This window comes from Rossellomorea sp. LjRoot5, from assembly GCF_964253455.1.
Classification (GTDB): Bacteria; Bacillota; Bacilli; order Bacillales; family Bacillaceae_B; genus Rossellomorea.
Window position 1 is genome coordinate 1,604,907 of the sequence record NZ_CAXUQN020000001.1, and the last position, 12,853, is coordinate 1,617,759.

Annotated in this window: 10 protein-coding genes; all 10 read left to right on the top strand. The window is 43.7% G+C overall.

What is annotated here, in order from left to right; translation table 11 throughout:
* Nucleotides 1-11: 11 nt before the first annotated feature.
* The 10 genes from ACSQ2E_RS08165 to mtaB all read left to right on the top strand — a co-directional run bounded on the left by ACSQ2E_RS08165 (nucleotide 12) and on the right by mtaB (nucleotide 12,681).
* Complete coding sequence (locus ACSQ2E_RS08165; RefSeq protein ID WP_435990085.1) at nucleotides 12-347, top strand: DUF3679 domain-containing protein; 336 nt, start codon at nucleotides 12-14, stop codon at nucleotides 345-347.
* Between the two features lie 997 nt (nucleotides 348-1,344).
* Nucleotides 1,345-3,177 (top strand): translation elongation factor 4, encoded by a 1,833-nt coding sequence (gene lepA, locus ACSQ2E_RS08170; protein ID WP_435990086.1) that lies wholly within the window; start codon nucleotides 1,345-1,347, stop codon nucleotides 3,175-3,177.
* A gap of 63 nt (nucleotides 3,178-3,240) precedes the next feature.
* Complete coding sequence (gene hemW / locus ACSQ2E_RS08175; protein ID WP_435994451.1) at nucleotides 3,241-4,401, top strand: radical SAM family heme chaperone HemW; 1,161 nt, start codon at nucleotides 3,241-3,243, stop codon at nucleotides 4,399-4,401.
* A gap of 294 nt (nucleotides 4,402-4,695) precedes the next feature.
* A complete protein-coding gene (hrcA, locus tag ACSQ2E_RS08180) occupies nucleotides 4,696-5,730 on the top strand; it encodes a heat-inducible transcriptional repressor HrcA (protein ID WP_435994453.1) in 1,035 nt (344 codons plus the stop codon).
* A gap of 109 nt (nucleotides 5,731-5,839) precedes the next feature.
* On the top strand, nucleotides 5,840-6,406 hold the full coding sequence (gene grpE, locus ACSQ2E_RS08185) for a nucleotide exchange factor GrpE (RefSeq protein ID WP_435990087.1): 567 nt from the start codon (nucleotides 5,840-5,842) through the stop codon (nucleotides 6,404-6,406).
* Nucleotides 6,407-6,445: 39 nt separating this feature from the next.
* Nucleotides 6,446-8,275 carry a molecular chaperone DnaK gene (gene dnaK, locus ACSQ2E_RS08190; RefSeq protein ID WP_435990088.1) on the top strand — a complete coding sequence of 610 codons (1,830 nt, stop codon included), beginning with the start codon at nucleotides 6,446-6,448 and terminating at the stop codon, nucleotides 8,273-8,275.
* Nucleotides 8,276-8,460: 185 nt separating this feature from the next.
* On the top strand, nucleotides 8,461-9,591 hold the full coding sequence (dnaJ, locus tag ACSQ2E_RS08195) for a molecular chaperone DnaJ (protein ID WP_435990089.1): 1,131 nt from the start codon (nucleotides 8,461-8,463) through the stop codon (nucleotides 9,589-9,591).
* Nucleotides 9,592-9,615: 24 nt separating this feature from the next.
* Entirely contained in the window at nucleotides 9,616-10,557 is a 942-nt protein-coding gene (gene prmA, locus ACSQ2E_RS08200; RefSeq protein WP_435990090.1) for a 50S ribosomal protein L11 methyltransferase, read from the top strand.
* A 31-nt stretch (nucleotides 10,558-10,588) separates the two neighbouring features.
* Entirely contained in the window at nucleotides 10,589-11,341 is a 753-nt protein-coding gene (locus tag ACSQ2E_RS08205) for a 16S rRNA (uracil(1498)-N(3))-methyltransferase (RefSeq protein ID WP_435990091.1), read from the top strand.
* A gap of 5 nt (nucleotides 11,342-11,346) precedes the next feature.
* A complete protein-coding gene (gene mtaB, locus ACSQ2E_RS08210) occupies nucleotides 11,347-12,681 on the top strand; it encodes a tRNA (N(6)-L-threonylcarbamoyladenosine(37)-C(2))-methylthiotransferase MtaB (RefSeq protein WP_435990092.1) in 1,335 nt (444 codons plus the stop codon).
* Nucleotides 12,682-12,853 lie beyond the last annotated feature (172 nt).

Consider the following 12,853-nt stretch of genomic DNA (forward strand, 5'->3'; position numbering starts at 1 on the left):
GATGGATGAACATGACGAAATTCTTTTTTAAATGTGCATTTCTTATCACGGCATTATTTATCGGCGTCCTGATCGGGATGCAATATGCCAATCAAGGAATCGTGGATATGAAGGGACATGAACAGCAGAACTTTACTTCTCCTGTCGGTGTCAATCAGAACGGGGATGGAAATGTCGAGGCATCGTTCCTCGGGAATGAGGTAGATTCCAAAACGCTGAATGAAAAGAAAGAGAAGCTAGAAGAAATGAAAGCCTTTAATGTATTCTCTTCCATCGGAAAAGTCATAGCGAATACCATCGAAAGCATCACCAATAAAATAGTGGATGTGATTTCTTCGCTCATTTAAACGTAAAGAAGCTGGGGCATAACTAAATTTATTTCCTCTAAAGACGAACAATCAAAAAATTAGTTAGTTTTGCTTGCCACACCGCTATTGATTTCCATGCAAGACTTCGCTTTCCTCGGGCGGAAGGCAAGCCTCCTCACAGCTGTCGCTCCTGCGGGGTCTTACCTATTCCGCTTTTCCCGCAGGAGTCTTCGTCTTGCACTCCAATCAAAAGCTAGATCCTGATATATATACTGAATGTGCTTTAGCTATAATAATAAAAGGGTCATTCATCAAGGTTTATGTTATTTGTACACAGACTATAGTTTTCGAATGTTCGATTATTTTGGGTCTGTCGAAGCAAAATGAGTCATTCACATCAGGTTAGGAAGAGAATTTATATAAGTAACGGTTACGGTCACTGCAACTATGAGATAAGAATTGATGTATGCAATAGGTAATCTCGACATTAAATTGTTATAGTGAAACCTTACGCTTGGAAAGTTGATTGGAGCGGAAGGTGCTCGACTCCTGCGGGAAACGCGGAAAAGCCTGAAAAGCGGAGGTGGCTTGCTCAGCCCCGACAAGTATAAGATGAATGGGCTAAGAAGGCGTCTTTGTGCCTTCTTGGACCATTTAGCTTATGACCTCGAGGGGCTAGCCACCGTAGCTGGATCTTGAGACCCCACAGGGCAGCCCGAGGAGGCTCAACTCACGCCCCGCGGAAAGCGAGCACCTGGAGCGGAAATCAACCACTACTCACTACATCAAAATGATCTATCCGAACGATTTCGATTTTCAGAAATGAATTTCGAATGATCATTCAGATATTCTTTTAACTAAACACTTTTGTTCCAGCATCCCTTTTTTCATGTTTCACGAGGCAGGTAGATTCGCGAAATGCAAGGAAATCGGTCAATTCCCGATAGGCCCTTTAGTTTACATTGAATAATATATAGTCTACTGCTATAATTCAAAATAGTGTACATGTGTGGAAATAACAGGAGTTGAACGAATAATGAACCGTGAAGAGAAATTAGAGAGACAATCGAGAATAAGAAACTTTTCCATTATTGCTCATATCGATCATGGGAAATCTACCCTTGCCGATCGTATATTAGAAAAGACGAAAGCATTGACGGCGCGTGAAATGAAAGCCCAATTGCTGGATTCCATGGACCTTGAGAGAGAGCGTGGAATCACCATTAAATTAAATTCTGTGCAATTAAAGTATCAGGCGAAGGATGGGGAAGAATATATTTTCCATCTGATTGATACACCGGGGCATGTAGACTTTACATACGAAGTATCCCGCAGTTTAGCAGCTTGTGAGGGAGCTGTCCTAGTTGTGGACGCCGCTCAGGGGATTGAAGCCCAGACGCTTGCAAACGTGTATCTTGCTTTGGATAATAACTTGGAAATCCTGCCAGTCATCAACAAAATCGACCTTCCTGCAGCCGATCCCGAGAGAGTTCGTCAGGAAGTGGAAGATGTTATCGGTCTTGATGCATCTGAAGCGGTCCTTGCCTCAGCCAAAGCCGGAATCGGGATTGAAGAGATCCTTGAGCAGGTGGTAGAAAAGGTGCCGGCTCCTCAAGGGGATCCCGATGCACCAATGAAAGCCCTTATTTTTGACTCTTTATATGACGCCTACCGTGGAGTCGTTGCCTACATCCGTGTAATGGATGGAAGCGTCAAAGTAGGGGATAAGGTCCGCATGATGGCGACAGGGAAAGAGTTTGAAGTGACCGAGATCGGCGTCTTCACTCCGAAAGCGACGGGTCAGAAAGAATTGACAGTCGGGGATGTCGGATATTTGACTGCAGCGATCAAGAACGTTGGAGACACCCGTGTAGGGGATACCATCACCCTTGCCAATAATCCTGCACAGGAAGCATTGCCTGGTTATCGCCGAATGAATCCGATGGTTTATTGCGGTTTATATCCGATTGATTCAAATCGCTATAACGATTTGAGAGAAGCGCTTGAAAAGCTTGAATTAAATGACTCTGCCCTTCAATTCGAGCCTGAAACTTCACAGGCATTAGGGTTTGGATTCCGTTGTGGATTCCTGGGTCTTCTTCATATGGAGATCATTCAGGAACGTATCGAACGGGAATTCAAAATCGACCTGATCACGACGGCACCAAGCGTTATCTATCATGTGAAATTGACGGACGGTGAAGAAGTGAAAGTGGATAACCCATCTATGATGCCGGATCCACAAAAGGTCGATCATGTTGAAGAACCTTATGTCAAAGCAACGATCATGGTTCCGAACGACTATGTAGGTGCCGTCATGGAGCTTTGTCAAGTAAAGCGCGGGAACTTCATCGATATGCAGTATATGGATGATACACGAGTGAATATCGTTTATGAAATCCCGCTTGCTGAAATCGTATATGATTTCTTCGATCAGTTGAAATCGAATACGAAAGGATACGCTTCATTTGATTATGAGCTGATTGGATACAAGGAATCCAAGCTTGTGAAAATGGATATCCTGCTGAACGCTGAAAATGTCGATGCTCTCAGCTTTATCGTTCACCGTGACTTTGCTTATGAACGCGGGAAATTGATTGTAGAGAAACTGAAGGAATTAATTCCCAGACAACAATTCGAAGTACCCGTCCAGGCAGCGATCGGACAGAAGATTGTAGCAAGATCGACCATTAAAGCCATCCGTAAGAACGTATTGGCAAAATGTTATGGTGGGGATATCTCGCGTAAACGTAAGCTTCTTGATAAACAAAAAGAAGGTAAAAAACGTATGAAGTCCGTCGGGAATGTTGAAGTTCCGCAGGAAGCCTTCATGGCCGTCCTGAAAATGGATGATACGGATAAAAAATAATCGTCATGCAGATAAAGGGGGAAAGTGGCTTGTTTTTCAAGCACAGCTTACCCCCTTTTCTCTATGAATGCCCCCAAAGGAGGGATAATCTTGGTTAAATCAGCTTATATTCATATTCCTTTTTGTGAACATATCTGCCACTATTGTGATTTTAATAAAGTTTTCCTGGAAGGTCAGCCCGTAAATGAATACTTAATCAGCCTGGGTCAGGAAATGAAACATAGAGTCTCAGCTTCTGAGAAACTGGATACCATTTTTGTCGGCGGTGGTACGCCGACGTCTCTGGATGCAAGGCAGCTCGATACGCTGTGTAAATCCATCACGACCCATTTGCCTTTTGAAAAGGGTGAATTTACCTTCGAAGCAAACCCTGGTGATTTAACACAGGAGAAACTTCGAGTGTTAAAGGAGAACGGTGTGAATCGGTTGAGTTTCGGGGTTCAATCCTTCAATGATGAACTGTTGAAAGGAATCGGTCGTACCCATAAAAGTGAAGATGTCTATACGTCAGTAGAAAACGCTCAAAAAGTAGGGTTTTCAAACATCAGCATTGATTTGATCTATAGTCTTCCAAGGCAAACAGAAGAGGACTTTCGGGATACACTAACAAAAGCGCTTGACCTGGATCTTCCTCATTACTCTGCCTACTCGCTCATCGTAGAGCCGAAAACGGTTTTCTATAACTTGATGAGAAAGGGTAAGTTGTCACTCCCGTCACAGGACCAGGAAGCAGCCATGTACGAGATCCTGATCGAAACGATGGAGAAGTATGGGATCAATCAATATGAGATCAGTAATTTTGCCAAACCGGGATTTGAAAGCAAACACAATCTCGTTTACTGGGACAATAATGAATATTATGGTTTAGGAGCAGGTGCACACGGATATATAAACGGAGTACGTTATTCCAACTACGGACCGCTCAAGAAATACATGGACCCAATTTCAGAAGGTTCCCTCCCGACCATCCAGGAGCATCAAGTCACCAAAGCCGAAATGATGGAAGAAGAAATGTTCCTAGGGTTGCGTAAAGTGGAAGGCGTAAGTAAAACCATTTTCCAACAAAAATTCGGATCGAGCATAGAATCCGTCTTTGGCCCATCCATCGAAGAAATGGAAAAGCGCGGACTGCTCTCAGTAAATGAAGAGAGAATAGCACTTACAAAACAGGGCCGTTTCCTTGGAAACGAAGTATTTCAATCATTCCTGGGTGTAATCGAATAGTTGTGTTCTAATGTGCGGGTTAGCTTATGCTAATTAAGTTGATTGAAGCGGAAGGTGCTCGACTCCTGCGGGAAACGCGTGAATGTTGAGACCCCACAGGGCGAAGCCCGAAGAGGCTCAACTCACGCCCCGCGGAAAGCGAGCACCTGCAGCGGAAATCAACCACCACTCGCTATTTTTAAAAGGCCAATGAAAAGACCCAATCTAATATATTGACATCCCTTTACTGATTTGATAATTTATTAATTAGATTTAGCACTCATCTTAGTAGAGTGCTAACAGGGGTGATGAATGTTGTTAACAGATCGACAACTTCTAATTCTTCAAGTGATCATTGATGATTTTATTCTGTCTGCCCAGCCTGTCGGTTCAAGAAGCTTGTCTAAAAAAGATGAGATTTCATTCAGTTCAGCTACGATCCGTAATGAAATGGCAGATCTTGAGGATTTGGGCTTTATAGAAAAAACCCACACATCCTCAGGTCGCGTACCGTCAGAAAAGGGCTATCGATACTATGTGGATCACTTGCTTTCTCCACAGAAATTAAAAAAGAATGACGTCCATGCACTACGCTCCATCTTTACTGAGCGCATGTATGAATTGGAGAAAGTGGTTCAGAAATCGGCGAAGATCCTTTCAGAGCTGACCAATTATACAACGATTGTTTTAGGGCCAGATTTAAAGGAAAACAAGCTGAAAAAAATTCAGCTGATTCCTCTTAACAAAGATACGGCCATTGCCATCATCGTCACGGATAACGGACATGTTGAAAATAAACTGTTCCATATTCCGCCGACAATGGATGCATCAGAGCTTGAAAAGCTTGTACACATATTAAATGACCGCTTGACGGGTGTTCCGATCAGTGAGTTAAACGATAAAATCTTTAAAGAAGTCGCTCTTTTACTGAAAGAGCATATACAGAATTATGATTTTATCCTCCACTCCCTAACGGACTCCTTTAATCCAACCGTCACGGATAAGCTTTTCTTTGGAGGAAAGACCAATATCCTGAATCAGCCTGAATTTAATGATGTACAAAAGGTCCGCATGCTTCTTGAAATGATCGAACAGGAAGAAAGCATTTATAACCTGATCCGCCCATCTGCCACAGGGGTGAACATCAAGATCGGGAAAGAAAACGATCATCTTGCTATGGAGAATTGCAGTCTCATAACCGCTACTTATTCGATTGGCAAAGAACAATTAGGTTCCATTGCGATCATCGGGCCTACCCGGATGGAGTATTCCCGTGTCGTCAGTCTACTTAATTTCTTTTCAAACGATATGTCCAAGGTTCTGACGAAGCTGTATCAAAGTGAGGATTAGTGGACATATTGTATAAAGGAAAATATGGCCCCGAAAGCGCGTCTGAACAGACGTTTCGGCGCCTTCATACGAACGCTGGCAGGATCACATTTTTAAGGAGGTGAATGTTATGTCTGAAGAAACGAAACAAGAGCAGCAGGAAGCGAAAGAGGAAAAAGGCGAAGCAGTGGAAGAAGTGTTCGCTGAAGAACCTCAAGCTGAGGAAGTGCTTGAAGAGCAGCAAGAATCAGATGAGCTTTCACAATTAGAGGAAAAGCTGAATGAGTCTGAAAATCGTTATCTTCGTTTAAGAGCCGATTTCGATAATTTCCGCCGTCGCATTACCGTGGAAAATGAATCGAAGGAAAAATATCGTGCTCAAGGACTGATTACGGAACTATTACCGGCACTGGATAATTTCGAACGTGCTTTGAATATAGAAGCTGATAATGAGCAAACGAGACAACTGCTTCAAGGAATGGAAATGGTTCACAGAAGTCTTGTGGAAGCCCTCAAGAAAGAGGGTGTGGAACAAATTGAAGCGGTAGGTCAGGAGTTTGACCCTCATATGCATCAAGCTGTCATGCAGGTGGAAGATGAAAACTACGATAGTAATATCGTTGTTGAGGAATTCCAAAAGGGATACAAATTGAAAGATAGAGTAATTCGTCCTTCCATGGTGAAGGTCAGTCAATAAACAAGACATTACATATACAAAACAGGGAGGATTCTTACTATGAGTAAAATTATCGGTATTGACTTAGGTACAACAAACTCATGTGTTTCAGTACTTGAAGGCGGAGAGCCGAAAGTCATTGCAAATGCAGAAGGAAACCGCACAACTCCTTCAGTCGTAGCGTTCAAAAATGGTGAAAAGCAAGTTGGGGAAGTAGCAAAGCGTCAAGCGATCACAAACCCTAACACAATCATCTCAGTGAAACGTCACATGGGAACTGACCATAAAGTAGAAGCAGAAGGAAAAGAATATACGCCACAGGAAATCTCAGCTATGATTCTTCAACACTTGAAATCATATGCAGAGGATTACCTTGGAGAAACAGTTGAAAAAGCGGTCATCACTGTACCTGCTTATTTCAACGATGCAGAGCGTCAAGCAACAAAAGACGCAGGTAAAATCGCAGGTCTTGAAGTAGAGCGTATCATCAATGAGCCGACTGCTGCAGCGCTTGCATATGGACTTGATAAAATGGATCAGGACCAGACAATTCTAGTATATGACCTTGGTGGCGGTACGTTCGACGTATCCATCCTTGAACTTGGTGACGGAGTATTTGAAGTACGCTCGACTGCCGGTGACAACCGTCTTGGTGGAGACGACTTTGACCAAGTGATCATCGATTACCTTGTTGCTGAATTCAAAAAAGAAAACGGAATCGATCTTTCTAAGGATAAAATGGCTCTTCAACGTTTGAAAGATGCTGCTGAGAAAGCGAAGAAAGATCTTTCAGGAGTGACTTCAACTCAAATCTCACTTCCTTTCATCACAGCTGGAGAAGCAGGACCCCTTCACTTGGAAGTGACTCTATCCAGAGCGAAATTCGATGAAATCTCTTCTGACCTTGTAGAACGTACAATGGGACCAACTCGTCAAGCAATGAAAGATGCCGGTCTTTCTGCAAGTGAAATCGATAAGATCATCCTTGTTGGGGGATCGACTCGTATCCCAGCAGTACAGGAAGCAATCAGAAAAGAAACAGGTAAAGAGCCATCTAAGGGTGTTAACCCTGACGAAGTTGTAGCGATGGGTGCAGCCATTCAAGGTGGAGTTCTGACTGGAGATGTAAAAGACGTTGTATTACTTGACGTTACACCACTATCACTTGGTATCGAAACAATGGGTGGGGTATCTACGAAGCTGATCGAGCGTAACACAACGATCCCGACGTCTAAATCCCAAACATTCTCAACTGCCGCTGATAACCAGACGGCTGTTGACATTCACGTATTACAAGGTGAGCGCCCGATGGCTGCTGATAACAAAACGCTTGGACGTTTCCAATTAGCGGACATTCCACCGGCACCGCGTGGAGTACCACAAATCGAAGTGAAATTCGATATCGATAAGAACGGTATTGTGAATGTTAGTGCGAAAGATCTTGGAACAGGCAAAGAGCAAAACATCACAATCAAATCTTCTACAGGCCTTTCAGATGATGAAGTAGAGCGCATGGTGAAAGAAGCCGAAGAAAATGCCGATGCAGATAAGAAACGTAAAGAGGAAGTTGAACTTCGCAACGAAGCAGACCAACTTGTTTTCCAAACGGAAAAAACGTTAAAAGATCTTGAAGGCAAAGTAGAAGAAGATGAAGTGAAAAAAGCGGAAGATGCAAAAGCTGAACTGAAAGAAGCGATCGAGAAAGATGATCTTGATCTTATCCGCGAAAAGAAAGACGCATTGCAGGAAATCGTTCAAAGCTTAACGATGAAGCTTTATGAGCAGGCTCAAGCGGAAGCTCAGGCAGCACAAGGCGCTGAAGGCGAAGCTTCGAAAGATGACGATGTGGTCGACGCTGAATATGAAGAAGTAAATGACGATAAGAAATAATCAGGTGTAAACGAACGAAAAAGTCAAAGTCAGGGCGGTTCTTGGCTTTGACTTTTTCTATGATTGAAGGAAACCTTCAATCAACAGACACAAACTAAAGTAAGGAATGTTGAGTTTTTATTGATAATAGTCGAAGCTCAATGTTAAAATAACCTTTATGCAAAGGATTCGGGAGTGGTGTTTTAATGAGTAAACGGGACTATTATGAGGTTCTTGGGGTTGGAAAAGACGCCTCAAAAGACGAAATGAAGAAAGCATACCGCAAGCTCTCCAAAAAATATCATCCGGATATTAATAAAGAAGCGGATGCGGATGAAAAGTTCAAAGAAATATCGGAAGCGTATGAAGTGTTAAGTGATGATCAGAAGCGCGCTCAGTATGATCGTTTCGGACACACGGACCCTAACCAGGGATTCGGCGGCGGAGGAGACTTTGGCGGCGGCGGTTTCGGTGGTTTCGAGGATATCTTCAACACATTCTTCGGTGGAGGCGGCGGGGGCCGGAGAAGAGATCCAAATGCTCCCCGTCAAGGAGCGGACCTTCAATACACAATGTCTCTGACATTTGAAGAAGCGGTATTCGGGAAAGAAACCGAAATCGAAATTCCGAGAGAAGAAGAGTGTGATACGTGCCATGGTTCGGGAGCGAAGCCTGGTACAAAGGTCAATACATGTTCTCACTGTAATGGATCCGGTCAATTGAATGTTGAACAGAATACACCATTCGGCCGCATTGTGAACAGAAGGGTTTGTCACTACTGTAACGGTACAGGTAAACAAATCAAGGAAAAATGTTCAACGTGTGGCGGTGCAGGTAAAGTACAGAAACGCCGTAAAATCGCTGTTAAGATCCCTGCTGGTATCGATGATGGACAACAGCTGCGCGTGACAGGTCAAGGAGAACCGGGTATTAATGGCGGCCCTGCAGGTGACCTGTATGTAGTTTTCCACGTCCGTTCACATGATTTCTTCGAACGTAACGGTGATGACATATACTGCGAAATGCCTGTAACGTTTGCCCAGGCCGCATTGGGTGATGAAATTGAAGTACCGACCTTACACGGTAAAGTAAAGTTGAAAGTCCCTGCAGGTACTCAAACGAGTACGAGATTCCGCTTGAAAGGCAAGGGCGTACCGAATGTTCGAGGTTACGGTACGGGGGATCAGCATGTTCAGGTGAAAGTGGTCACCCCTTCCAAGCTGACGGATAAACAGAAACAATTATTGAGAGAATTTGCTGACATCAGCGGTCAAATTCCTGATGAACAGCATGAAAGTTTCTTTGATAAAGTAAAAAAGGCCTTTAAAGGCGAATAACTAAAGAGTGGAGTTGGTAGATCAATGAAATGGTCAGAAATCAGTATTCTTACAACGAATGAAGCGATTGAGCCGATTTCAAACATTCTTCATGAATCAGGGGCAAGCGGTGTGGTTATTGAAGATCCTGCCGAATTAGTTAAGGAAAGAGAAGATATGTTTGGAGAGATCTACCAACTCAACCCTGATGACTACCCATCTGATGGCGTCATGGTCAAAGCCTATTTGCCCGTCAATAGTTTCCTGGGGGAAACCGTTGACGAGATCAAGCAGGGCATCACGAACCTCGTTACGTATGATATCGACATTGGTGAAAACAAAGTGGAGATTTCTGAAGTGAATGAAGAAGAGTGGGCTACGGCTTGGAAGAAATATTACCATCCGGTGAAGATTTCCGATAAATTTACGATTGTTCCAACCTGGGAAGATTATACTCCGGTTCACAGTGATGAACTCATCATTGAGCTGGACCCGGGCATGGCGTTCGGAACGGGTACTCACCCTACTACCGTCATGTGTATCCAGGCACTTGAGCGGATCGTAAAAGAACATGATTCCGTCATTGATGTCGGCACGGGCTCAGGTGTATTATCCATTGCATCGGCTTTATTAGCTGCTGACCAAGTACGTGCATATGACCTGGATGAAGTCGCGGTTCGTTCAGCAAGGCTGAATGTAAAGTTGAACAAAGTTCAGGAAACGGTATCGGTGGATGCCAACAATCTATTGAACGGGGTGACCGGACAGGCTGATGTGATCGTGGCGAACATCCTGGCTGAAATCATCCTGCGCTTTACAGAAGACGCATACGAGCTTGTGAAGCCGGGTGGATATTTTATCACTTCCGGAATCATCCAGCCTAAAAAGCAGGAAGTACGTGACTCTTTGGAAGCTGCCGGTTTCCATATCGAAGAGATCATGGTAATGGAAGACTGGGTTGCGATCATCGCTATAAAACCTGAATAATACAAAGTGAAAACGGTGGAGTTGAGACTGTATGCAACGATATTTTATAGAAGACCTATATCGAGAAAATGATCCGATTACGATCACGGGGGATGATTATCATCATATTGTCCGTGTCATGAGAATGAAGGAACAGGAGGAAGTATTCGTTGTCTTCAAGGATCAGGCATCAGCGATCACCTGTATTGAAACGATTACCAGTGACGCAGTCAAGCTATCAATAGTACAATGGGAAACATCGACGAAAGAATTACCAATTAAAGTATCCATTGCGAGCGGACTGCCGAAAGGGGATAAATTGGAGTTGATTTTCCAAAAGGGAACAGAGCTTGGAGCCACTCAATTTATCCCTTTTAATGCGGATCGCTCCATTGTGAAGTGGGACGAAAAAAAAGCAAAGAAAAAGATAGAGCGTTGGGAAAAGATTGTGAAGGAAGCGGCTGAACAGTCGCATAGACTTCTCGTCCCTGATGTTTCTGCACCCCTTTCAATTAAACAATTGATTCAAGCAGGCAGTCAGTTCGATTATAAACTTGTCGCATATGAAGAAGAAGCACGTGCCGGTGAAAAAGGGAACCTGTCAAAGATGTTGTCCTCCATCGGTAACGGGCAAAGTGTACTGGTCGTATTCGGCCCAGAAGGTGGATTATCGGAGAAAGAAATAGAGATGTTGAGGAGCGGAGGCTTTCTTACATGCGGCCTTGGCCCAAGGATCCTCCGAACGGAGACGGCTCCATTATATGTTCTCTCAGCCATCAGCTATCAATTAGAACTTATGAGGTGATTGTAATGCCATCAGTAGCGTTTCACACTCTAGGGTGTAAAGTGAACCACTACGAAACTGAAGCCATCTGGCAACTATTTAAAGAAGAAGGGTATGAACGCGTAGAATATGACTCGATCGCAGATGTGTATGTCATCAATACATGTACTGTAACCAATACAGGGGATAAGAAAAGCAGGCAGGTCATCCGCCGTGCTATCCGGAAAAATCCTGACGGGGTCATCTGTGTAACAGGTTGCTATGCCCAAACGTCCCCAGCCGAAATCATGGCCATCCCGGGAGTCGATGTCGTTGTCGGCACACAGGATCGCAGGAAAATGCTTACGTATATCGAGGAATACAAAAAAGAGCGTCAACCGATCAATGGCGTCACAAATATAATGAAGAATCGCGTGTACGAAGAATTGGATGTCCCGGCATTCACGGACCGTACCCGTGCCTCGCTTAAGATCCAGGAAGGCTGCAACAATTTCTGTACGTTCTGTATCATTCCCTGGGCACGTGGACTGATGAGATCCCGCGACCCAGAAGAAGTCATTCACCAGGCCCAGCAGCTTGTTGATGCAGGATACAAAGAAATTGTCCTGACAGGGATCCATACAGGCGGATACGGAGAGGACATGAAAGACTACAATCTTGCTATGCTCCTTAAAGATCTTGAGCAAAATGTGAAGGGTCTTAAGAGAATTCGCATATCCTCCATCGAAGCGAGTCAATTGACGGATGAAGTCATTGAAGTGATCGATCAATCCGATATCGTGGTAAGGCATCTGCACATTCCACTTCAATCAGGATCCAATACGGTCCTAAAGAGAATGCGCAGAAAATATACGATGGAATTTTTTGCCGAGCGTTTAGAGAAGCTTAAAAAAGCCCTTCCCGGACTGGCCGTTACATCCGATGTCATTGTTGGTTTCCCTGGTGAAACGGAAGAAGAATTCATGGAAACGTATCATTTCATCAAAGAGCATAAATTCTCTGAGCTTCACGTTTTCCCTTATTCAAAACGGACAGGCACGCCTGCAGCCCGAATGGACGATCAGATTGATGAAGACATCAAGAACGCACGTGTCCACCGCTTAATTGAACTTTCGAACCAATTAGCGAAAGAATACGCTTCAGTATTCGAAAACGAAGTACTGGAGGTAATCCCTGAAGAAATCTATCAGGATGATCTCTATGTAGGATACACGGATAACTACTTGAAAGTGGTGTTCCCTGCAACCGAAGAGATGGTAGGGAAGGTTGTGAAAGTGAAACTCACCAAAGCAGGTTATCCTTTAAACGAAGGCCAATTTGTACGAGTACTTGAAGAATCAGAAGAAAAAGCAGCCATTTAATAGATGAAGGCACCTGACGTTTCGTTCGGGTGCCTTGCATTTTATTTTCGCACAATAATACTTTGTAACCACTTTCTTTTTTTGTTAGAATCGAATTATCTATTGATTAGTGCAGAAGAAGGTTGTAAACTAGTATTGTTAATCGAATATTTGAAAAGAGTCTTTTTTTTAA

Coding starts and splice junctions, on each gene's coding strand:
- prmA (WP_435990090.1), top strand. CDS start 9,616: ATGAAATGGTCAGAAATCAGTATTCTTACAACGAATGAAGCGATTGAG.
- mtaB (WP_435990092.1), top strand. CDS start 11,347: ATGCCATCAGTAGCGTTTCACACTCTAGGGTGTAAAGTGAACCACTAC.
- lepA (WP_435990086.1), top strand. CDS start 1,345: ATGAACCGTGAAGAGAAATTAGAGAGACAATCGAGAATAAGAAACTTT.
- ACSQ2E_RS08165 (WP_435990085.1), top strand. CDS start 12: ATGACGAAATTCTTTTTTAAATGTGCATTTCTTATCACGGCATTATTT.
- ACSQ2E_RS08205 (WP_435990091.1), top strand. CDS start 10,589: ATGCAACGATATTTTATAGAAGACCTATATCGAGAAAATGATCCGATT.
- dnaK (WP_435990088.1), top strand. CDS start 6,446: ATGAGTAAAATTATCGGTATTGACTTAGGTACAACAAACTCATGTGTT.
- grpE (WP_435990087.1), top strand. CDS start 5,840: ATGTCTGAAGAAACGAAACAAGAGCAGCAGGAAGCGAAAGAGGAAAAA.
- dnaJ (WP_435990089.1), top strand. CDS start 8,461: ATGAGTAAACGGGACTATTATGAGGTTCTTGGGGTTGGAAAAGACGCC.
- hemW (WP_435994451.1), top strand. CDS start 3,241: ATGAATGCCCCCAAAGGAGGGATAATCTTGGTTAAATCAGCTTATATT.